The organism is Formosa sediminum, from assembly GCF_007197735.1.
GTDB classification, from domain to species: Bacteria; Bacteroidota; Bacteroidia; order Flavobacteriales; family Flavobacteriaceae; genus Formosa; species Formosa sediminum.
On record NZ_CP041637.1, the window covers coordinates 1,336,664 to 1,358,799 of the forward strand.

Sequence of the window (22,136 nt, forward strand, 5' to 3'; positions counted from 1 at the left end):
ACGATTTTTATCTTTGCAGGAGATTATTAAAATTTTAGAAATAATGACTGAAAATTTTGTTGAAGAATTAACCTGGAGAGGTTTAGTGCATGATATAATGCCTGGAACTGAAGATCAATTAAATAAAGAAATGACAACGGCCTATATAGGTTTCGATCCAACTTCAGATTCTTTACATATTGGAAGTTTAGTACCAATTATAATTTTAGTTCATTTAGAAAAAGCAGGGCATAAGCCTATAGCTTTAGTTGGTGGAGCCACAGGTATGATTGGAGATCCTTCTGGAAAAAGTGATGAGCGTAATTTACTGGATGAAGCTACATTAGAAAAAAATGTTGCAGGTATAAAAAGTGTATTATCTCGATTTTTAAATTTCAATTCAAAAGCAGATAATGCTCCTGTATTGGTGAATAATTACGATTGGATGAAAGATTTTTCATTCATTGATTTTGCGCGTGATGTAGGAAAACGTATTACTGTTAATTACATGATGGCTAAAGACTCGGTTAAAAAACGTTTTTCTGGTGAAGAAGGAAGTGTTGGGATGTCGTTTACCGAATTTACGTATCAATTAATTCAAGGTTACGACTTTTACCATTTACATAAACACCATAACTGTTTATTACAAATGGGAGGTAGCGACCAATGGGGAAATATTACTACAGGAACAGAATTGGTAAGACGTATGAATGTTGGAGTAGAAGCTAAGGCATATGCGATGACTTGTCCGTTAATTACTAAAGCAGATGGCTCTAAATTTGGAAAAAGCGAAGGTGGTAATGTGTGGTTAGATGCCGACAAAACATCGGTATACAAGTTTTATCAATTTTGGTTGAACACGACAGATGAAGATGCAGAAAAATATATCAAAATTTTTACATTTTTAGACAAAGCTACTATTGAAGCTTTAATTTCAGAACACAAAGAGACACCGCATTTAAGATTATTACAAAAGAAATTAGCCGAAGAGTTAACCACATTTGTACATTCAAAAGCAGAGTTTGAAAATGCAGAAAAAGCATCTAATATTCTTTTTTCTAAATCGTTTAAAGCAGATATTAAAACCCTAGACGAGAAAACATTTTTAGATGTATTTGAAGGTGTACCAATGGCAGAACTTCCTAAAGCTGATTTAGAAAATATAGACATGATAGGAGTGTTGGCAGCTAAAACCAATTTCTTAGCATCTAATAGCGAAGCCCGAAGAGCTTTAAAAGAAAATGCTATAGCTGTTAATAAGGAAAAAGTTAAAGAAGATTATAAAATTAGCACAGACGATTTAATTAACGATAGCTATATTATAATTAATAAAGGAAAACGTAATACCTATATTATAAAAGTGGTTTAAAAAAATAGTGAAGCCGGATTACAATATATAATCCGGCTTCACAAAAAAACCAACTAACCATTAAAAACCAACCTAACTTTATGAATAAAAAGCTTAGGATGTATAATTATAGTCGGTATTTAATCTCCTTACTTTCAGTACACTTTGTAAATTAAATGTTAAAGTTTATTATGCAAGACTCTTGTGGTTTATAACACCATTAAATTACAGCCACGAATATCAGAATTATCAAAACGCCCAATGATTTCAAAGGCATTATCACCTGTAATTTTACCTAAATCTTGAGTAGCTATAAAGGCGCACGAATTTACATTGGCCAAATCAATAACATTTATACCTCCTGTTTTTCCTTCTGTTTGAATGGTTAATGCGTCTTCAGGATCTCTAGTTAAGATTTTCATCCAAGGTGGACAGTTAAAAATGCCATGCCCTTTAGAATATCCTTGACTTAAAAGTTCAGTCATGCCATATTCACTATGAATTTCTGACACTCCAAATCCCGCTTTTAAAATAGCGTGCAATTCTGTTCTAATAAGTTCTTTCCTGCGGCCTTTCATACCACCAGTTTCCATAACTATAGTGTGTTTTAATTGAAATTGAAAGGTTTCAACTAAATCTAATAAAGCAAAAGATACACCTATTAAAAGTACTTTTTGCCCACGAGTATCTAATTCGATTAACTTTGATTTTAAATCAGATAAATTATTTAAATAAAATCCGCTTTCTGGGTGTTGCGATTGGTTAATCATATCGTTAACCATATATATTAAAGAGGAACCATTACGTTCTAAATATGAAGGTAGCAAAGCCAAAACAGCATAATTTTTAATATCTCCATAAGCTTCCTTAAAGCCATTTCTAAAGCTGTCTTCGTAAATAGAAACATCGGTTACCAAATGTTTACTGGTTGTATTACCTGTTGTACCGCTACTGGAAAATGTACATTGTACAGGGTCTTGACTGCTTAAAATTGTTTTAGATTTAAAAAAATCTATAGGTAAAAAAGGGATGTCTCTGTAGTGTTTAATATCGCTCGGATGAATGTAGAGCAAATCACAAAACGATCTGTAAGTACGATTGTTTTTAAACTGAAATTGAAATACGTCTAATGCATGTTCGTTAAATTGATTTTCCGTTTTAATATTAAATATAGCTTGAGTATTAATCATAGTTTCAAAGTAAAAAACAAATGTAAAAATAGTTAAAATAAAAAAGCATTGCCAAGAGCAACGCTTTTAAAATTTTTATAATATAAACAGAAAAAGTATAGCAATAATAGGTTGTTTTAACCGTTATCTAACTACAAGTTTTCTGGTTGTAGAAATATTGTTTTCTTTAATTTTAATAATATAAATTCCAGGATTTAATTTAGAAATGTTTACCTCTTTACCAAATAAAGTGGTTTGAAAGATAAGCTTACCTAATACATTAAAAATTTCGATGTCTTTAGTTAGATTCTCTTTCGTAACAATATATAACTTACCATTCATCACTGGATTAGGATAAATAGAAAGCTCCTCAATGTTTTGAGATATATTCGCTTCTATCGACTGGGCATGCGTGGTATGCGATACTACAAAAAACAAGAAACACGTTAAAAAAGTAAATAAGTAGTTTTTTCCCATCTAAATTAATTAATATATAAAAGTAATAAAAGTGCAGCAAATTCTAAGCCAAAAAATGTTAAACTGTTTTAAAATCGGCTTAAATTATTAAACTGTAATATTCAGGTTACGTTATTGTTATTAAAAAATTGTTTCTTAAGAATGATTGTTATATATTTTATCTTTGAAGATTAAATAACATTTTAATAAACTAAAAATGAATATAAAAATTTTGTTGGTTGATGATGAGCCGGATATTTTAGAAATAGTAGGTTATAATTTATCTTCTGAAGGCTATGAAGTCATTACCGCAGAAAATGGTGCCGAAGCTGTTAAAAAAGCAAAAAAAGAACGTCCGCAGCTTATTATTATGGATGTAATGATGCCGGAAATGGATGGGATTGAAGCTTGCGAACAGATTAGAAATATTCCAGAATTAAAAGAAACTATTATTACTTTTTTAACAGCAAGAGGTGAAGATTATTCTCAAGTTGCAGGTTTTGATGCTGGAGCAGACGATTATATTACAAAACCAGTAAAACCAAAAGTATTAATAAGTAAAGTAAAAGCTTTATTAAGACGTTTAAAGGAAGAAACTGTAAACGAATCTATAGTTAAAATTGGTTCGTTAACCATAAATAGAGATGAATATAAAATTGTGTTAGACAACGAAGAAATTGTTTTACCAAGAAAAGAATTTGAATTATTATCTTTATTAGCATCTAAACCAGGCAAAGTATTTAAACGTGAAGAAATACTAGATAAAGTTTGGGGTAACGAAGTGGTTGTTGGAGGCAGAACTATTGATGTACATATACGTAAACTTCGTGAAAAAATTGGAGACAAAAGTTTTAAAACTGTAAAAGGTGTAGGGTACAAGTTTGTAGATTAATGCAAAAAAAAACTAAAAAAACATACAAATTTGCAGTTAAAACTGCGGGGTATTCGTCTTTATTATTAGGGTTTTTATTTAGTATTTATACATCTATATTTTTTGTATTTAATATTTTTCATGTCTTACTTTTTGTAGGACTGTTTTTCTTTGGCTGTTTTTCTATTATACAATATCGTGTAGAACTTTTTATTTATAAAAGAGTAAAAAAAATATACGACGATTTAACACTTCTAGAATCTACCACACTTAGAAAAAAACGAATTACTACAGATATGGCTACGCTTACTCAAGAAATTGACAAGTATGCTAAGGATAAAAAAATAGAAATCGAAATGTTGCAAGTTCGTGAGGAATATAGAAAAGAATTTTTAGGAAATATTTCTCACGAATTAAAAACTCCTTTGTTTACCGTGCAAGGGTATATTTTAACTCTGCTTGAAGGCGCTGGTAACGATAAAAATATTAGAGAAAAATACTTAGATCGTGCCAGTAAAGGTGTAGAACGTTTAATTTATATCGTAAACGATCTAGACATGATTACCAAACTCGAGGTAGGTGATTTACGACTAGAATTGGAAGAATTTGATATTGTTGAATTGGTTTCAAATGTATTTGATATGTTTGAAATGAAAGCCGCTAAAAAACGTATTACACTTACTTTCGACAGGGCGTATTCTGAACCAATTTTGGTGTATGCAGATAAAGAACGCATACAACAAGTACTTACAAATTTGGTGGTAAATTCCATTAAATATGGTCACGATAAAGGGACTACAGAAGTGAGTATTGAAAATTTAATTAAAAACAAAGTTATAGTCCGTGTTACCGATAATGGAGAAGGGATTCTTCCAAACCATATCCCAAGACTTTTTGAGCGGTTTTATAGGGTTGATAAAAGTGGTTCTAGAAAAGAAGGTGGTTCTGGTCTTGGGTTAGCTATTGTTAAACATATCATTGAGGCTCACGACGAAAAAATTTATGTAGAAAGTGATTTTGGTGTAGGTAGTGAGTTTTCTTTTACGTTAGAAAAGACTAAATAAATCCTTAAAATTAGCTGATGTATTTTGCCCGTACAAACCTTTGTAATCTGTAATTGTTTCAAGTTTATCTAAAGTAAACTCATTTTGCTTACAATACGGAACGAGTTTTAATTCATCTAAGCGTTCGGCTAAATATTCTTGTTCAAATTGGCCAGGAGTTGGAATAAAAAAGGCTTTTTTTCCTAAAACTGAAAGGTCCATAACAGTCGTGTATCCAGATCTTGACACAATTATTTTACTGCTATTTAATGCCTTTTCTAAGGCTTTTCCAGTCATAAAATTAGTCATGGTTAGGTTGCCTGCAGTAATAGTGGTCTGTTCTTTTTCAATAACCCCACGTACACATAATATGCGTCTAGAGTCCTCCTTAAACGTGTTAGTAAGTTTGTCTTCTAAGAGTGTGCGCTGAGGTTCTGGTCCTGATAGCAATAACATGATATCGTATTCAGGTTTTAATTCTTGTCTTTCAAACCGGCTTAAAGGACCTAAGTATTTAATAGGAATTTCAATATTTTTCATATGGCCAAGTTTTCCACTTAAACTCGGTTCGTTCTCATGGTCAGGAACCCAGCACTGATCAAATTTTTCAATAATGCGTTGGTGCATTTTTGTGCTTAACCACGTTGTGGTTCCGCTTAGCACTTGAAGTTGATGGGTTATAAATACCGAAGGGATTTTTTTACTATATACACCAAGCCTATTGTCTGATATTACACCGTCTATATTATGTGTACTTATTATCGCTTTTGTTGCTTTTTTTTCAGCTTTAATTGCTTTTAATAATTTAGGCGAATCTTTAATAAGTTTTAATTTAAAAAAATGCCCTTTTTTGGCGTACTTAATGTCGTAAGCAGGAAGCTCTACTGTTTCTACATCAGGAAATTCTTTTTTTAAAAGTGCTAGGGCAATACCGTCGCTTGCTATAACAGGTATGTAATTATGTGTAATTAGCATGTTTATAATTGGTATGCAGCGAGTTGCATGGCCTAAGCCCCAGTTTAAAGGAGCAATTAGTATTCTTTTTTTCATAAAAAAGTAGAGATAAACCCTTTGTTGTATTTCAAAATTACCTTAAAAAATGATATATAAAGAGGTTTAAATATCTATAAAAAGATTCAATTTTATATGACTAAATTTTTATAAAAATCTTTATTAATTATTAAATTTTAAAACTAAAGGCAAAAAAATTGTAAATTAATAACTGTCTGCCGTATTTTTACACCTATTTTATAAGTAAATTTTAAAAAGTGGGAAGTAAAAATAAGCTTAAGCGATTTAGAGAAAATGAAACTTTTAATAATGTGTTTCAGCCAACTCGTGAAGAATTAGTAAATAATACGTTTGCTCTTAAAGGAAACTGGAATAAAAAAGTATTTAAAAATAGCAATCCTTTAGTTCTAGAATTGGGTTGTGGCAAAGGAGAATACTCTGTTGGATTGGCTCAAAAATTTCCAAACAAAAATTTTGTAGGTATTGATATAAAAGGTGCTAGATTTTGGAGAGGAGCAAAGACTGCAATAGAAGAAAATATTACTAACGTTGCTTTTTTAAGAACACAAATTGAATTAATTGAATATGCTTTTGCAGAAAATGAAGTTGATGAAATTTGGATTACTTTCCCCGATCCACAAATAAAATATAAGCGTACTAAGCATAGAATGACAAATAGTTCATTTTTAGAAAAATATAAAGCCGTTTTAAAACCAGAAGGTGTTGTTAATTTAAAAACAGACAGCGAGTTTATGCATGGGTATACCTTAGGACTATTACATGGTGCAGGCCATGAGGTATTGTATGCAAATCATGATGTTTATAAACAAGAAGGAAGTCCAGAAGAAGTAACCGAAATCCAAACGTTTTACGAATCTCAGTATCTAGAGAAAGGTAAAGCGATTACTTATATTAGATTTAAAATAAAATAAGGTTTGAATATTACGCTAATCTTTTTTTTAGGCTTTATTGTGTCTTTGGTAGGAGTTATTCCGCCTGGACTTTTAAACATGACTGCTGCAAAAATTAGTTTAAAAGAAGGGTTTACGCGTGGTGTTGTGTTTTCAATTGGCGCTTGTATTATTGTATTATTACAAACCTTTATTGCTGCCATTTTTGCTAGGTATTTAACCAAACACCCCGATGTTGTTAATGTGTTACAACGCGTAGCTTTGGTTATTTTTATTTTAATCTCTTTATACTTTTTTTTTATTGCAAAAGGAGATGGCGATCTTAAAAATGATAAAATCCCTGAAGTACGCAGTAAAAGTAGTCGATTTTTTCAAGGCATATTAATGTCTGCATTAAATATGTTTCCAATTCCTTTCCAAGCCTACATGAGCGTGACTTTAGCATCTTTTGGATGGTTAACGTTTGAGCATACAGATATTTTTGCATATGTATTTGGGGCTGCAATGGGGTCTTTTGTAATGCTCTACATGTATATGGTTTTTTTCGATAAGATAGAAAACACAACATTTAAATCCCAAAAAAACATGAATCGCTTTATTGGAGGTATTACTGCTTTAGTAGCATTAGTAACACTAATACATGTAATAAGAGATGTGATATGAAACCAGAAACACTTCGTTTTTTTGACCGTGTGTATGAGGTAGTAAAGCAAATTCCTTATGGAAAAGTTACAAATTATGGCGCTATAGCTAGATATTTAGGAGCAGCAAAAAGTGCAAGAATTGTGGGGTATGCGATGAATGCTTCCCATAATATGGACGATGTTCCTGCGCATCGCGTTGTTAATAGAAACGGCTTATTAACCGGAAAATTTCATTTTGAAGGCACTAACCTTATGCAGCAATTGTTAGAAAGTGAAGGTGTTCTAATTAAAAATAATCAAGTGCAAAACCTAGATACTTATTTCTGGGATCCTTCCAAAGCTTTAAAGGATTTAGAACCATAGAAAAGCATAACCATTTTTAGTGGTTTTTATTATCTTGTAAGCCAATACTCTTTGCTTATGAAATTTAATATTGCTTTTGTACTCCTATGTTGTTGTTTATGGTCTTGTAAAAAAGACTCTAAAACACATTTTAAAATTGAACCTGGTGTGTCTCTAGAATTAGCACAGCACAGAAAAAAAGTAATTTCTAATACTCATTACCATTTAAGTTTTAAGTTACCAGCGAACCAAACAGCTCCTATCCCAGCAAACTTAGATTTAAGTTTTAATTTGAGTGAGGTTAATGGCCCTTTAGTTTTAGATTTTAGTCCCAATAATACTGTGAAACCCGAAGTGTTTTTGATTACAGGTCCTATTGAAGTGACTTTTAAAGATGAGCATCTTATTATTCCAAAGCGGTATTTGAAAACGGGTAGAAATGAATTTAAAATAAAATTTCAAGCGGGCGATCAGTACTTAAACAGAACTGATAAATATTTATATACTTTATCTGTACCAGATCATGCTCGGGCTTTATTTCCGTGTTTTGATCAGCCAAATTTAAAAGCCACTTTTAAGTTAGATCTTGTAACACCTCATCATTGGCAAGTGTTAAGTGCAACCACACCTGGTTTTAAAAGCAAAACAGAAGAACATACAACTCACGTTTTTGAAACTTCAGATTTAATGAGCACGTATTTATTTTCGTTTGTAGCAGGAGAATTTAATGAGATTACTAAAGATAATCACCGTTTTTTATTTAGAGAACAAGATTCGCTTAAAATAACAGAGAGTTTAGATCCTATTTTTAATTTACACGAAAAGGCTATAGTTTTCTTAGAAGATTATACGAATTACGAATTTCCGTTTAAAAAGTTAGACTTCGCTGCTATTCCATTTTTTCCTTTTGGAGGGATGGAGCATGTTGGGGCAATACAGTATAAAGAATCTTCTTTATTTTTTGAAGATTATATGCCTAAACTTACACATTGGAATCGGGCTAATTTAATAGCTCACGAGGTGTCTCATATGTGGTTTGGAAATTTAGTGACAATGGATTGGTTTGACGATGTGTGGCTAAAAGAAGTTTTTGCAAATTTTATGGCAGCCAAAGTTGTAAATCCTAATTTTCCAGAATTAAATTTTGATCTTTTAACCTTAGTAACTAAAACGCCTAGAGCATATGCTGTAGATCGTACTTTGGGTACAAATGCAATTCGTCAGGATTTAGATAACCTTAACAATGCAGGAAGTTTGTACGGCGGTATTATATATAATAAAGCTCCAATTATGATGAAACAGTTAGAAATGCTTTTGGGAGAAGAGCAATTTCAACAGGGACTACAAGATTATATTAAATCGTATGCCAATAGTAATGCCACTTGGAATGATTTGGTAACAATTTTCGATGAAAAATCTGATGCTGATATAAAAGCTTGGAGTGAAGTTTGGGTAAATAAATCTAGTCGTCCTGTGTTTGCACACGATTTTAAATATACAAATAATAACATATCTTCTCTTGCATTACACCAATACGCAGAAGATGGCAGTGAGAATTTGTGGCCACAACAATTAGAAATTGCCTTAATTTATAAAGATTCAATTGCGAAGCGAACTACTTATGTTAATCAAAGCACTCAGTTTTTAGACGTTTTAGAGGGGTTACCAAAACCAGAAACAATTGTCTATAATAGTGATGGTGCTGGTTATGGTGTTTTTCCTGTAGATGTGAACACTGCCTTAACTAGCTTTAAGATAGAAGACGATGTGGTTAGAGCTTCTAACTATATAAATATTTACGAGAATGCACTGTCGGGAAAGATACCAGTTCAGACTGCATTACAAACATTTTTTAATGGCTTGCAACATGAAACTAACGAATTAATTATTGGCATGATTAGTTCAAATTTTGGAAGCTTATATTGGGACTTTTTAAGCGAATCTGAGCGTGTAAAACTTCAGCCAGAATTTGCAGAGGCGTTATGGGAACGTCTAAACTCAACATTATCAACATCCATAAAAAAGAGTGTGTATTCAGCATTTTCTAATATAGCATATACAGGCGAAAGTTTAGAACAATTATACGCGATATGGCATAAGGATGTGGTTATAGATAGTTTAAAATTAAACGAAAAAGATTTTACAAATTTAGCGATGAATTTAGCTCTCTATAATCATCCAAAACATGACGCTATTTTAAAATCTGCAGTTACACAAATTTCTAGTACAGACGACAAAGAACGATTTCAATATTTATTACCAGCCTTAGCTTTAGATAATGAAGTACGTAAAGCCATGTTTCTATCTTTTAAAGCAGTAGAGAATAGAAAAAACACAAGTTGGGTTGCAACAGCTAACCATTATATTCATCATCCATTACATCAAAAGGATGCTGTAAAATATCTGGCTTTAAGTTTGGATGCTTTAGAGGATGTAAAGGCAACAAGCGATTTATTTTTTCCGTTAAAATGGTTAAACTCTACTATTGGTAAATATCAATCTAAAGAAGCAAAAGCGTTGCTAGATAAATATTTAAAAGCAAATCCAAATTTAAACACCCAGTTAAAAGCTAAAATTTTACAAGCCACAGATAATTTAAGACGTTATCAAGAGATGATTAAGGATTAACTTTTTTGCTTTCATTTAGTAGAGATTGTTGGTTGTAATTAACAAATCTTTGCAAGTCAAGTGTTTCAATAATTAAACAATTCACAGTATATTTGTGACTTAGAATTAATCTAAATTAATAATTTCTGAATTTATTGTAAGACCTTCAGTATTAGCACTACTAAAAGCGTCTCTAGCTTTATAATTTCACAAAGAATAAATTAAAAATGAAGATACAAAAAGAAGATGTTTTAAAAGCATTGCAAACCATTACTGTACCTGGAGAAGGACAAAATATGGTTGAAAGTGGTGCTGTTAAAAATGTAATAGTTTTTGGTGACGAAGTTGTTGTAGATATAACCATTGCAAACCCAAGCTTACAAGCAAAAAAAAGAACCGAAGTAGATATTTTAAAAACCATTCACGATTTAGTATACGAGAAAGCTAAAATTAAAGTGAATTTAAAAGTAGACGCTCCGGCAGCACAACCTAAAAATGAAATTAAAGGGAAAAAAATTCCTGGAATAAAAAATATAGTTGCCGTAGCCTCGGGTAAAGGCGGTGTAGGAAAATCTACAGTAACAGCAAATTTAGCGGTAACCCTATCAAAAATGGGCTTTAATGTAGGTGTTTTAGATGCAGATATCTACGGGCCATCTATGCCAATTATGTTTGATGTAGAAGCAGAACGCCCATTAGCAGTTACAATTGATGGTAAATCAAAAATGAAACCCGTAGAAAATTACGGCGTTAAAGTATTGTCTATCGGATTTTTTACAAAGCCAGACCAAGCCGTAGTTTGGAGAGGGCCAATGGCAGCAAAAGCCTTAAATCAAATGATTTTTGATGCACATTGGGGCGAATTAGATTTCTTATTATTAGACTTACCTCCAGGAACTGGGGACATTCATTTAAGTATTATGCAATCGCTACCAATTACTGGAGCAGTTGTTGTAAGTACACCTCAAAATGTAGCGTTAGCCGATGCTAAAAAAGGAGTCGCTATGTTTCAACAAGAAAGCATTAATGTTCCTGTATTAGGTATCATAGAAAATATGGCCTATTTTGCACCTGAAGAATTACCAGATAATAAATATTATATTTTTGGTGAAGCGGGTGCAAAACATTTGGCAGACGATTTAAAAGTGCCATTTTTAGGAGAATTACCTCTAGTACAAAGTATACGCGAAGCAGGAGACGTTGGACGACCAGCAGCATTGCAAACCGCAACAATTTTAGAACAATCTTTCGAGAAGTTAACTCAAAATGTTGTACAAGAAGTTGTTAGACGTAATAGTGATTTACCTCCAACAGAAGCAATTAAAATTACAACTATGGCTGGTTGTTCAGCAGTTAAAAAATAAGTTATGACTTCAGAAGAAATAAAATTAAACGTTGAAAAAGCGTTAGACGAAATTCGCCCGTTTTTAGAAAGTGATGGTGGAGATATCTCTTTAATTTCTATTGAAGATGATAAATTGGTTCGTGTACAACTGCAAGGCGCATGTGTAGGGTGTAGTGTAAACCAAATGACGCTAAAGTCGGGGGTAGAAATGACTATTAAAAAATACGTGCCGCAGATTGAACAAGTGATAAATGTAGAATAAAAAAGTAGAGATACTTTTTAGAAGATAGTATAGATGATTAAAACAGATATTCTAATTATTGGCGCTGGGCCAACAGGGTTATTTACCGTTTTTGAAGCTGGGTTATTAAAATTAAAGTGTCATTTAATTGATGCTTTACCTCAAGCTGGCGGACAATGTTCTGAATTATATCCAAAAAAACCTATATACGATATTCCAGGATTTCCAGAAGTGTTGGCAGGCGATTTAACTAAAAATTTATTAGAACAGTCTAAACAATTTGAACCGGGGTTTACTTTAGGCGAGCGTGCAGAAACAGTAGAGAAACAAGAAGATGGTACATTTATAGTGACTACCAATAAAGGCACAAAACATCAAGCGCCTGTTGTTGCTATTGCCGGTGGTTTGGGTAGTTTTGAACCTAGAAAACCGTTAATTGCTAATATTGCGTCTTTTGAAGACCATGGGGTAGAATATTTTATTAAAGACCCAGAAGTATATCGCAATAAACGTGTTGTAATTTCTGGCGGTGGAGATTCTGCTTTAGATTGGAGTATCTTTTTAGCCGATGTAGCCTCTGAAGTCACTTTAATTCACAGACGAAACGAGTTCCGTGGGGCACTAGATTCTGTAGAGAAAGTACAAGAATTAAAATCTCAAGGTAAAATTAATTTAATTACACCTGCCGAAGTAATTAATGTTATTGGCCATGGTAAGGTTGAAGGTGTTGTTGTATCTCAATCTCAGCATATCGAAAAAGAATTTATTGTAGAAACAGATCACTTTATTCCGCTATTTGGATTGTCGCCTAAACTAGGGCCAATTGCCAATTGGGGACTAGAAATTGAAAAGAATGCGATAAAGGTGAATAATGCTTTAGATTATCAAACCAATATCCCAGGAATTTATGCTATTGGAGATGTAAATACCTATCCTGGAAAATTAAAGTTAATTTTATGTGGGTTCCACGAAGCGACTTTAATGTGTCAATCGGCTTATCAGCGAATAAATCCGGGTAAAAAATATGTTCTTAAGTATACTACGGTTAGTGGTATAGATGGTTTTGATGGTTCTAGAAAAGAATCGCCAAAAGCTGTAGTTAAGGCTATTAAATAAAAAAATAAAAGTGTAGTTTTGGTTGACGCTTTATTAATCAACCAATCGAGTAGTTCAAACTATGGAAGAGCAAGATATAAATATTAAGATTACAGATAGAGAAGGGGTTACACACGATATTGTGGCGCCTACAGATATGGCAATGAACCTTATGGAAGTTGTGCGTTCTTACGAGCTAGCTCCAGAAGGCACTATTGGTGTGTGTGGCGGTATGGCTATGTGTGCTTCATGTCAGTGTTATGTGGAGTCTGATACCGTATTACCAGAAATGCAAGACGATGAGGAAGCGATGCTTTCTGAAGCATTTAATGTAAAAGAAAACAGTCGTTTAGGGTGTCAGATTCAAATGACACCAGAAATGGAAGGCTTAATTGTTACATTAGCCCCAGAGAGTTAAGCCATTTTTTTACACGTATATAAGTTTTAAATATAATACCCAAAATAACTTGATTTCAAGTTGTTTTGGGTATTGTAGCTTTAAGCGCTTTTTACATGTTCAAGTAAAAATCTTTTGTAAGATTAATATAGTCTTCTGTATATTTATGGCGTTCCGTTTCTATAATAAGTTCGGTGATTTCTGTAGCTGTTTCTGAAAATGAAAATGCAATTAAACTGCGCTTGATTTCTGAGTTTGGATTGCCTTTAACACGTAAAATTTTGTTAGGAAATAAGTTTGCTTTTGAAGCTAAATTAATGATGTTTGCTTCTTCCTTAAACGGTACTATTACACAAAAGATACCCTGCTTAGATAATAATTTTGAAGCACTATCTATTAAATGATCAAAAGGAAGTGCATCTGCAAACCGTGCTAAATCGCGTTGCTCGTTATCTGTTTTATAATCTTCAGCGTAAAACGGAGGGTTAGAAACAATCAGATCATATTGGTCTTCAATTTCATCAACAAATTCTTCTAAGGCGGCATGATAACAAAAGAGACGATCTCCCCAAGGAGCATTTTCAAAATTGTTTACACATTGTTCATAGGCATCATCATCAATTTCCATGGCGTCAATGAGTTCTGCCGAACTTCGTTGTGCTAACATTAGTGCAATTACACCTGTTCCAGCTCCAATATCTAGAATAGAAAAAGGGTTATGCTCTATGTCGGCCCAGGCTCCAAGTAATACGCCATCTGTACCAATTTTCATAGCACAACGGTCTTGGTTAATGGTGAAAGCCTTAAATTTGAATGGTTTACTCATAATTTTATTTGTAGTGTATCATTCTAAATGATGAGGTGCTAAAGCGTTTGTTTATAAAAAACTTGTTTAGTCTTCTAAATATAAATCTATTAAACCTTCAGGCGTTTCAACAAAAATTGTTTTATTGGGTTTGTCTACTTTCGAGATAAACTCGTCGTTCATAGGGATCAAGATTTCAGTACCATCGCGGTCTATTTCAAACAGTGCTTGAGCAGTAGAATCATTAACAGATGTAATGATGCCTACTTTTCCAAAATTAAGATCTTCAACTGTAAAGCCTATGATTTCATGAAAATAGAATTTATTGCCTTCTAACTCTGGTAAAAAATCTAGGGGCAGATATAAATCAGATTTTAATAAGGTTTCAGCATCTGCTTCACTATCTACATCTTCAAATTTAATGCGAAGTAATTCCGATTTATGTAATTGAGACGATTCTATAAAGAACGGCACTAAATTGTTTCTTAAATCAATAAATACCGAATCCATATCTTCAAACAATTCAGGTTCGTCTGTATCTAGTTTTATAAGTAGTTCGCCTTTAAAACTATATTTTTTCACAATCTTTCCTAGAAAGAAACAGTCTTCTTTTTTCATATTATTTCAAATAAAAAAACCTGATAACAATGTATCAGGTTTTAAAAGTATAAAAAATTAATTTTTTATTCTTCTTCGTTAGCAGTTTCTTCTGCAGTTTCAGCATTAGCAGCTTCTTCAGCAGCTTTTGCTTCTGCTTCTGCCTCAGCGACAGCAGCAGTTCTTGCATCATTAACAGCTTTTTCAGCTTCTAATGCTTTTGCTTTAGCATCAGCCTGAGCTTTTGCTAAACCATCTTCTTTAGAAGATACTTTTGCAGTTTTTTCTTCTAACCAAGCGTTGAATTTTTCTTCAGCTTGCTCTTCAGTTAAAGCACCTTTTCTAACTCCACCAGCAAGGTGATTTTTTAGTAATGCACCTTTGTAAGATAAAATTGCTTTTGCAGTATCTGTAGGTTGAGCACCGTTTTGTAACCAAGTTACAGCACCGTTTACATCTAATTCGATAGTTGCAGGGTTTGTGTTTGGATTGTAGATACCTAATTTTTCTAAGTATTTACCATCTCTTTTTGATCTTGCATCAGCAGCAACGATCCAGTAAAAAGGTTTTCCTTTTTTACCATGTCTTTGTAATCTAATTTTTACAGGCATAATAATTAATTATTTGAGGTTCTCGACCTCGGTTATTAATAAGGCCGCAAAGATACTATAAAATTTTAATATCCAGTATTTTAATTTAAAAATGTTTTGTGATTTTTAAATGTAAGTGTGGTGAAGTACTTGTAATTTTTATATGGTTATTTTGCGAATATAATATGTCCATTAAAATTATAAAGTCAATTTTAAAATAACTAGATATTAATTATCTAAAAATTTGATTTGTAATTAGTTTGCGAAAAATAATATTATATTAGCTAAGAGCTTTAATTTAGTTTTTAGCGATTTCTACAGACTTTTTTAATGCTAGAACTTAACCATAAAACCCCGTGTGTTTTTAAAAATCATTTCTAACCAAACAGTTGTTTTTTGAAGCTTAGTATAATAATACCTGTCTATAATGCTGAAAATTTTGTGGGGCAATGTTTAGAAAGTATTTTAAATCAAAATATAGATCCTAGTGAGTTTGAAATAATCGCTGTGGATGATGGGTCTATAGATGGTAGTGTTTCTGTGTTGCAAACTTATGAGAAGAATAATGATAATATTTTAGTTGTTTTACAAAAAAACCAAGGTGTAGGTGCTGCAAGAAATAAAGGTATGGAGCTTGCCAAGGGGAAATATCTATATTTTTTAGATTCAGACGATTATTTAGCTTCTAATGTATTATTACCTATTTTAGAGTATGCACAAACTAATAATTTACAAATAGTAACTTTTCAATCTATAACTACTAAAAAACGTAATCTTTATACCTCTAGCCTTGCAGGTAAACATACTACAAAAGTGCAATCTGGACCAAATTATATAGGTGCAATAGGTTACAGAAATGAGGTATGGTGGTATATTGTAGAACGTAATTTTGTTAAAGAATTAGGGTTAAAGTTTATTCTTGGACGTTGGATGGAAGATGCTATATTCACTACCCAATTATTTCTGGCAGCACAACGTATGTCAAAACTACAAATAGATGCCCATAGATATGTTACTGTAAAGAATTCAGTAATGACAAATAAAAAACCTGAACATTATATTAAAGTAATATGCGATTTAAGTCATGCTGCAGAAGTTTTTAACGATTTTATATATCGTGTAAAAGAAACTGAAACTGGACATAAACATGATTTATGTAAAAAACGTTTAGAAGAGAGACAACAATCATTAGTGTTTTTTATGATGATACGTATGTTAAAGTCAAGAATTTCATTCAAAGAAGTTAAAACCATTATTAATCATTTGAATATTATTGGTGCGTATCCGTTAACTAACTTTGGACGAGTTGAAAATAGAGAATTAAGTTATGGGGTTTTAAAACATCTATTTAACATTAAGTGTTTATATTATAAAATATTTATATGCTGTAATCCAATTTTAAAACATATTTATAAATAATTTAATAGATATTATAAAGCAATATGTTTTATTAAGTTTTCTAAAGACCTATCAATTTTTATATTATTTTACAGTTTTAATAAAAAAGTATTTGATGATTAAAAATTGGTTTGTAGTAGTTTTAATGGGGGTAATAATGACTTCTTGCGGAGACAATTTAGAATTTAATTACCCAGCACTTCAAGCAAAAAGAGATGGAGATTTGTGGAAAACAACATCGCAAAATGTATCTAATAATGCAGGCGTATTAACTATTAATGGGAATGGCAATGGTGCTTATATTACAATGGAGCTTCCAGAATTAAGTATAGGGACGTATTTATTTGGAACAGTAAGTGAAGATCAAGTTGCTACTGCTACTGCAACATTTACAAATAAAGAGGGTGTCGTGTATTCTACATTGTTTAACGCTACAGATAATTTAAGTACTCCTAATATTGATGAAAGCGCGATTTACTATGCAGAAGGTACAATTGAAATAAATGATATTAATACTGCAGAAGGTTATATAAGTGGTGAGTTTTGGTTTACAGCTTATACGGAACTGGGAGGAGATAAAGTAGATTTAAATCAAGGGGTGTTTTACGAGGTGCCTTTTGTGTCAGAATAAATTCAGACTTAACAGGTTATATAAAGCAACACTATGGTGTTGCTTTTTTTTGTTTATAAAACATTTAAAATCCAGGTTGAATACCTCATAATTATTCTTAATTTTAACCTCCTTATTTTTTTAGCAGAACAGATTTTATGTATTTAATATTCGACACCGAAACCACAGGTTTACCAAAGCGTTGGGATGCCCCTATTAGCGATTCAGACAATTGGCCAAGATGTATACAAATTGCTTGGCAATTACACGATGAGCTTGGAAACTGTATAGAGCATCAGGATTATTTGGTTAAACCTGAAGGATTTAATATTCCTTATGATGCAGAAAAAATACATGGCATTTCTACAGAACTTGCAGAGGAGCAAGGGATTTCTTTAGCAGAGGTTTTAGAAAAATTCAATATAGCATTAAGCAAAACAAAATTTATTGTAGGGCAAAATGTTGGGTTCGATGTTAATATTATGGGAGCAGAATTCCATAGAGAAGATGTCACAAATGCTTTGCAGGAGCTTCCTGTATTAGATACATGTACAGAAATCACGGCAAACTTATGTCAGATTCCTGGTGGCCGTGGTGGTCGGTTTAAATTGCCAACTTTAACAGAATTACATCAATTCTTATTTAATGTACCATTTGGTGAAGCGCATAATGCCACAGCCGATGTAGAGGCTACAACACGATGTTTTTTCGAATTAATAAGAAGAAAGCAATATACAGTTGAAGCTTTAGATGTTGCACCCGATTATTTTGAGCGTTTTAATAAAGCGAATCCTCAAGAAATTCAGCTTATAGGCTTAAAACATATTAACCTAAAGAAAGCAAGTGACAAAATTAGAGAGCGTTTACAAAAAACGCAATCTACAGACTTGTCGGCAGCAGAAATTAAACAAAATATTTCTGATTTATCCGAAGTTAATTTTGCGCATTTACACAATCATTCTCAATTTTCAGTCTTACAATCAACCATAAGTATACCTAATTTAGTTGCAGCAGCAGCTAAACAAAACATGATTGGTGTGGCGCTTACCGATCATGCAAATATGATGGGGGCATTTCATTTTGTTCGAGCAGTTATTAATCATAATAAAAATGTTCAAGCTAAAAATGAAGAGGCCGTTGCAGCGGGTAAAGCACCTACTTTAAATGAAATGAAACCCATTTTAGGATGTGAGTTTTTTGTGTGTGAAGATCACCTAGATAAAAGTAGAAAAGATAATGGCTATCAGATTGTTATTATCGCTAAAAATAAAAACGGCTATCATAATTTAGCAAAATTATCGTCTGCAGCATTTACAGATGGGTTTTATTATGTGCCTAGAATTGATAAAAAATTAATACAACAATACAAAGAAGACCTAATTGTTTTAACAGGAAATTTATATGGTGAAGTACCAAGTAAAGTTCTTAATGTTGGAGAAAATCAGGCAGAAGAAGCCTTAATTTGGTGGAAAGAACAGTTTGGTGATGATTTGTATGTGGAACTAATGCGTCATAATCAGGAAGATGAAAATCGTGTTAACCCTGTACTGATCGAGTTAGCAAAGAAGCATAATGTTAAGCTAATTGCAACCAATAATACGTATTATGTAGATAAAAAAGATGCCAATGCACACGATATTTTATTATGTGTACGTGATGGAGAAAAGCAATCTACACCTATAGGTCGTGGTCGAGGCTATCGTTATGGTATGCCAAATCAGGAGTATTATTTTAAAACTTCAGACGAAATGAAGTCGCTGTTTAAAGATATACCCGAGGCTATTATTAATATTCAAGAGGTTGTAAATAAGATTGAAATTTTTGAATTAGCCAGAAATGTATTATTACCAAAATTTGATATCCCTGAAGAGTTTCAGCATCCTGAAGATGAGGTAGATGGAGGAAAACGTGGTGAAAATGCGTTTTTAAGACATATTACTTATAAAGGCGCTAAAATTCGTTATGGTGAAGAACTTTCTCCAGAAGTTATAGAACGTTTAGATTTTGAGCTTTCTGTTATCGAAAAAACTGGGTATCCAGGATACTTCTTAATTGTAGAAGACTTTATTCGAGCTGCACGACAAATGGATGTGTCTGTAGGCCCAGGGCGTGGTTCTGCAGCAGGGTCTGTGGTTGCATACTGTTTATGGATCACAAATATAGATCCTATGTTGTATAACTTACTTTTTGAGCGTTTCTTGAATCCGGATCGTGTAAGTATGCCCGATATTGATATTGATTTTGATGATGAAGGTCGAAGCCGTGTAATGGATTATGTAATCGAGAAATACGGTAGTAATCAGGTAGCACAAATTATTACCTATGGTACCATGGCTGCCAAATCATCTATTCGTGATACGGCGCGTGTATTAGATTTGCCGCTTTTTGAAGCCGATAGAATAGCAAAATTAATTCCTAACATGTCTAAGCTAAATAAAATATTTGGTTTAGATGAGAAAGGGTTAAAAGAAAAATTCAGAGCAGAAGATCTTGAAAAAGTTAATGAACTTATCAGTCTTGCCGATGGGAAAAACCTCGAAGCAGATACTCTAAATTTAGCGCGACGCTTAGAAGGGTCTGTTAGAAATACTGGAATTCATGCTTGTGGTGTTATCATTACACCAGACGATATTACCAAGTTTGTTCCTGTATCCTTAGCCAAAGATTCAGATTTATATGTTACCCAGTTCGATAACTCGGTGGTGGAAGATGCAGGACTTTTAAAGATGGACTTTTTAGGGTTAAAAACATTAACTCTTATTAAAGATACCGTTAAAATTGTAAAGGCCAAACATGATATAGATCTCGACCCTGAAAACTTTCCTTTAGATGATGTAAAAACATACGAGCTATTCCAACGCGGAGAAACAATTGGAGTGTTTCAATACGAATCTCCTGGAATGCAAAAACACATGCAGTCTTTAAAGCCTACAGTGTTTGACGACCTTATTGCTATGAATGCCTTGTATAGACCAGGGCCAATGGAATATATTCCGAGTTTTATTAGAAGGAAACACGGAGAAGAAGAGATTGAATACGATTTACCAGCGATGGAAGAGTATTTAAAGGAAACTTACGGAATTACGGTTTATCAAGAGCAAGTAATGCTCTTATCGCAAAAGTTGGCAGACTTCACAAAAGGTGAAGCAGATGTATTGCGTAAGGCTATGGGTAAAAAGCAAATAGCTGTATTGGATAAAATGAAGCCTAAATTCATTAATCAAGCCAGTGAAAAAGGTCATGACCCTAAAAAGTTAGAGAAAATTTGGAAAGATTGGGAAGCCTTTGCGAGTTATGCTTTCAATAAATCGCACTCAACATGTTATGCGTGGATTGCTTACCAAACAGCATATTTAAAAGCGCATTATCCTGCCGAATATATGGCAGCAGTGTTATCTAATAACATGAACGATATTAAGCAGGTTACATTTTTTATGGAAGAATGTAAACGTATGAAGTTAGACGTTTTAGGTCCAGATGTTAATGAATCGTTTTATAAATTCTCTGTAAATGATGATTATGCTGTTCGTTTTGGAATGGGAGCAGTAAAAGGTGTAGGGCATGGTGCGGTAAAAACAATTGTTGAAAACAGAAAAAAAGACGGCCCATATAAATCAATTTTTGATTTGGCCAAACGCATAGATCTTCGCGCAGCAAATAAGAAAGCTTTTGAGAGTCTTGCATTGGCAGGAGGTTTTGATTGTTTTCAAGATACACATCGGGCTCAATATTTTCAGGATGAAGGAGACGGTGTTACCTTTCTAGAAAAAGCTATAAAATATGGGAGCAAGCACCAAGAGAATGAAAACTCTGCTCAAGTGAGTTTATTTGGTGAAGCTAGTGATGTACAAATAGAAGAACCTTTAGTGCCTCCAGCAGAAGATTGGGGGACTATGGAAAAATTAGCTAGAGAAAAAGAAGTTATCGGAATTTATATCTCAGGACATCCTTTAGATGATTTTAAAATTGAGATGAAAAATTTCTGTAATGCTAATTTAAGTATGCTTCGTAATTTGGAAGCGTGTTTAAATGCAGAACTCACTTTTGGAGGTGTTATCACAGATGTGCAACACCGTGTGAGTAAGATGGGAAAAGGCTGGGCATTGTTTACGATTATTGATTATAATGATAGTTATGAGTTTAGAATCTTTGGTGAAGATTATCTGAAATTTAGACACTTTTTTGTGGTTAATAGTTTTGTGCATGTTAAGGTATTTGTAAGAGAAGGTTGGGTAAATAAAGATACGGGTAAGAAAAGTGAACCACGAATTCAGTTTAACAGCTTTCAGTTATTACACGACGTTATGGATCAGTATGCTAAGAAATTATCAATTCAGCTTAATATTGCAAATTTGACAGAAACGAAAGTGTCTAATTTAAAAACGCTTTTCGATAATCATGTAGGAACTAAATTGTTGAATTTTTTAGTGTACGATCAAGAAGATAAAGTTAAATTACCTATGGTAAGTAGAACTCAAAAAATAACTATATCTCAAGAATTATTGCAAGCTTTAGATCGTGAAGAGGTGTATTATAAGTTAAATTAGGCTAGGTTTTAATAATAGAATCAATTAAGACAATTTAGCAATAAATAAAACAAATAGTCTCTATGTAAGATTTAGCAAAATTTTTGACTAATTTTGTATAATTAAGAAGTAGAACATTAAAAATAAAAAA

20 protein-coding genes are annotated in these 22,136 nt (G+C 32.6%); 14 read left to right on the top strand and 6 right to left on the bottom strand.

What is annotated here, in order from left to right; genetic code table 11:
• Positions 1-43: 43 nt before the first annotated feature.
• Positions 44-1,348 carry a tyrosine--tRNA ligase gene (gene tyrS / locus FNB79_RS05840; protein ID WP_143380420.1) on the top strand — a complete coding sequence of 435 codons (1,305 nt, stop codon included), beginning with the start codon at positions 44-46 and terminating at the stop codon, positions 1,346-1,348.
• A gap of 188 nt (positions 1,349-1,536) precedes the next feature.
• On the opposite strand, the gene FNB79_RS05845 is transcribed toward tyrS, so the two are convergent.
• Positions 1,537-2,517: a LuxE/PaaK family acyltransferase gene (locus FNB79_RS05845; protein ID WP_143380421.1), complete on the bottom strand. Its 981-nt coding sequence runs from the start codon at positions 2,515-2,517 to the stop codon at positions 1,537-1,539.
• A gap of 123 nt (positions 2,518-2,640) precedes the next feature.
• A complete protein-coding gene (locus FNB79_RS05850) occupies positions 2,641-2,973 on the bottom strand; it encodes a T9SS type A sorting domain-containing protein (RefSeq protein WP_143380422.1) in 333 nt (110 codons plus the stop codon).
• Positions 2,974-3,169: 196 nt separating this feature from the next.
• Here FNB79_RS05850 and FNB79_RS05855 point away from each other — a divergent pair, with 196 nt between their 5' ends.
• Together FNB79_RS05855 and FNB79_RS05860 are read left to right on the top strand one after the other, a co-directional pair.
• The gene (locus FNB79_RS05855) at positions 3,170-3,844 is read left to right on the top strand and encodes a response regulator transcription factor (RefSeq protein WP_143380423.1); all 675 of its coding nucleotides are present in this window, start codon (positions 3,170-3,172) and stop codon (positions 3,842-3,844) included.
• Positions 3,844-4,887, top strand: a complete 1,044-nt coding sequence (locus FNB79_RS05860) for a sensor histidine kinase (RefSeq protein ID WP_143380424.1) — start codon at positions 3,844-3,846, stop codon at positions 4,885-4,887. Before FNB79_RS05855 ends, FNB79_RS05860 begins: the two co-directional genes overlap by 1 nt.
• Here the strand turns inward: FNB79_RS05860 and FNB79_RS05865 are convergent.
• Positions 4,870-5,916: a glycosyltransferase gene (locus tag FNB79_RS05865; protein ID WP_143380425.1), complete on the bottom strand. Its 1,047-nt coding sequence runs from the start codon at positions 5,914-5,916 to the stop codon at positions 4,870-4,872. The genes FNB79_RS05860 and FNB79_RS05865 overlap by 18 nt on opposite strands.
• Positions 5,917-6,134: 218 nt before the next feature.
• On the opposite strand from FNB79_RS05865, the gene trmB reads away from it, so the two are divergent.
• From trmB to FNB79_RS05905, 8 genes are all read left to right on the top strand, one after another.
• On the top strand, positions 6,135-6,809 hold the full coding sequence (gene trmB / locus FNB79_RS05870; protein WP_143380426.1) for a tRNA (guanosine(46)-N7)-methyltransferase TrmB: 675 nt from the start codon (positions 6,135-6,137) through the stop codon (positions 6,807-6,809).
• Positions 6,810-6,812: 3 nt separating this feature from the next.
• Positions 6,813-7,451 (top strand): LysE family transporter, encoded by a 639-nt coding sequence (locus tag FNB79_RS05875; RefSeq protein WP_143380427.1) that lies wholly within the window; start codon positions 6,813-6,815, stop codon positions 7,449-7,451.
• Positions 7,448-7,795, top strand: coding sequence for an MGMT family protein (locus FNB79_RS05880; RefSeq protein ID WP_143380428.1), 348 nt, complete (start codon positions 7,448-7,450; stop codon positions 7,793-7,795). The genes FNB79_RS05875 and FNB79_RS05880 overlap by 4 nt, the downstream gene beginning before the upstream one ends.
• Positions 7,796-7,852: 57 nt before the next feature.
• Positions 7,853-10,402 carry a M1 family metallopeptidase gene (locus tag FNB79_RS05885; protein ID WP_143380429.1) on the top strand — a complete coding sequence of 850 codons (2,550 nt, stop codon included), beginning with the start codon at positions 7,853-7,855 and terminating at the stop codon, positions 10,400-10,402.
• A 206-nt stretch (positions 10,403-10,608) separates the two neighbouring features.
• Positions 10,609-11,745 carry an Mrp/NBP35 family ATP-binding protein gene (locus FNB79_RS05890; RefSeq protein ID WP_143380430.1) on the top strand — a complete coding sequence of 379 codons (1,137 nt, stop codon included), beginning with the start codon at positions 10,609-10,611 and terminating at the stop codon, positions 11,743-11,745.
• A 3-nt stretch (positions 11,746-11,748) separates the two neighbouring features.
• Complete coding sequence (locus FNB79_RS05895) at positions 11,749-11,988, top strand: NifU family protein (RefSeq protein WP_143380431.1); 240 nt, start codon at positions 11,749-11,751, stop codon at positions 11,986-11,988.
• A gap of 33 nt (positions 11,989-12,021) precedes the next feature.
• Positions 12,022-13,083 (top strand): NAD(P)/FAD-dependent oxidoreductase, encoded by a 1,062-nt coding sequence (locus FNB79_RS05900; RefSeq protein WP_143380432.1) that lies wholly within the window; start codon positions 12,022-12,024, stop codon positions 13,081-13,083.
• Between the two features lie 61 nt (positions 13,084-13,144).
• A complete protein-coding gene (locus FNB79_RS05905) occupies positions 13,145-13,480 on the top strand; it encodes a 2Fe-2S iron-sulfur cluster-binding protein (protein ID WP_143380433.1) in 336 nt (111 codons plus the stop codon).
• A gap of 91 nt (positions 13,481-13,571) precedes the next feature.
• Here the strand turns inward: FNB79_RS05905 and FNB79_RS05910 are convergent, their stop codons facing one another.
• From FNB79_RS05910 to FNB79_RS05920, 3 genes are all read right to left on the bottom strand, one after another.
• Positions 13,572-14,285, bottom strand: coding sequence for a tRNA1(Val) (adenine(37)-N6)-methyltransferase (locus tag FNB79_RS05910; RefSeq protein WP_143380434.1), 714 nt, complete (start codon positions 14,283-14,285; stop codon positions 13,572-13,574).
• Positions 14,286-14,351: 66 nt separating this feature from the next.
• On the bottom strand, positions 14,352-14,882 hold the full coding sequence (gene rimM / locus FNB79_RS05915) for a ribosome maturation factor RimM (protein ID WP_143380435.1): 531 nt from the start codon (positions 14,880-14,882) through the stop codon (positions 14,352-14,354).
• Between the two features lie 65 nt (positions 14,883-14,947).
• A complete protein-coding gene (locus FNB79_RS05920; RefSeq protein WP_143380436.1) occupies positions 14,948-15,472 on the bottom strand; it encodes a 30S ribosomal protein S16 in 525 nt (174 codons plus the stop codon).
• A gap of 375 nt (positions 15,473-15,847) precedes the next feature.
• Between FNB79_RS05920 and FNB79_RS05925 the strand changes: the two genes are divergently transcribed.
• From FNB79_RS05925 to dnaE, 3 genes are all read left to right on the top strand, one after another.
• Positions 15,848-16,870, top strand: a complete 1,023-nt coding sequence (locus tag FNB79_RS05925) for a glycosyltransferase (protein ID WP_143380437.1) — start codon at positions 15,848-15,850, stop codon at positions 16,868-16,870.
• A 94-nt stretch (positions 16,871-16,964) separates the two neighbouring features.
• A complete protein-coding gene (locus FNB79_RS05930; protein WP_143380438.1) occupies positions 16,965-17,480 on the top strand; it encodes a DUF6252 family protein in 516 nt (171 codons plus the stop codon).
• Positions 17,481-17,617: 137 nt separating this feature from the next.
• Positions 17,618-22,006 carry a DNA polymerase III subunit alpha gene (dnaE, locus tag FNB79_RS05935; RefSeq protein WP_143380439.1) on the top strand — a complete coding sequence of 1,463 codons (4,389 nt, stop codon included), beginning with the start codon at positions 17,618-17,620 and terminating at the stop codon, positions 22,004-22,006.
• Positions 22,007-22,136: the final 130 nt, after the last annotated feature.

Coding starts and splice junctions, on each gene's coding strand:
- dnaE (WP_143380439.1), top strand. CDS start 17,618: ATGTATTTAATATTCGACACCGAAACCACAGGTTTACCAAAGCGTTGG.
- FNB79_RS05900 (WP_143380432.1), top strand. CDS start 12,022: ATGATTAAAACAGATATTCTAATTATTGGCGCTGGGCCAACAGGGTTA.
- tyrS (WP_143380420.1), top strand. CDS start 44: ATGACTGAAAATTTTGTTGAAGAATTAACCTGGAGAGGTTTAGTGCAT.
- FNB79_RS05850 (WP_143380422.1), bottom strand. CDS start 2,973: ATGGGAAAAAACTACTTATTTACTTTTTTAACGTGTTTCTTGTTTTTT.
- FNB79_RS05855 (WP_143380423.1), top strand. CDS start 3,170: ATGAATATAAAAATTTTGTTGGTTGATGATGAGCCGGATATTTTAGAA.
- FNB79_RS05890 (WP_143380430.1), top strand. CDS start 10,609: ATGAAGATACAAAAAGAAGATGTTTTAAAAGCATTGCAAACCATTACT.
- FNB79_RS05880 (WP_143380428.1), top strand. CDS start 7,448: ATGAAACCAGAAACACTTCGTTTTTTTGACCGTGTGTATGAGGTAGTA.
- FNB79_RS05930 (WP_143380438.1), top strand. CDS start 16,965: ATGATTAAAAATTGGTTTGTAGTAGTTTTAATGGGGGTAATAATGACT.
- rimM (WP_143380435.1), bottom strand. CDS start 14,882: ATGAAAAAAGAAGACTGTTTCTTTCTAGGAAAGATTGTGAAAAAATAT.
- FNB79_RS05860 (WP_143380424.1), top strand. CDS start 3,844: ATGCAAAAAAAAACTAAAAAAACATACAAATTTGCAGTTAAAACTGCG.
- FNB79_RS05905 (WP_143380433.1), top strand. CDS start 13,145: ATGGAAGAGCAAGATATAAATATTAAGATTACAGATAGAGAAGGGGTT.
- FNB79_RS05845 (WP_143380421.1), bottom strand. CDS start 2,517: ATGATTAATACTCAAGCTATATTTAATATTAAAACGGAAAATCAATTT.
- FNB79_RS05910 (WP_143380434.1), bottom strand. CDS start 14,285: ATGAGTAAACCATTCAAATTTAAGGCTTTCACCATTAACCAAGACCGT.
- FNB79_RS05895 (WP_143380431.1), top strand. CDS start 11,749: ATGACTTCAGAAGAAATAAAATTAAACGTTGAAAAAGCGTTAGACGAA.
- FNB79_RS05920 (WP_143380436.1), bottom strand. CDS start 15,472: ATGCCTGTAAAAATTAGATTACAAAGACATGGTAAAAAAGGAAAACCT.
- FNB79_RS05865 (WP_143380425.1), bottom strand. CDS start 5,916: ATGAAAAAAAGAATACTAATTGCTCCTTTAAACTGGGGCTTAGGCCAT.
- FNB79_RS05885 (WP_143380429.1), top strand. CDS start 7,853: ATGAAATTTAATATTGCTTTTGTACTCCTATGTTGTTGTTTATGGTCT.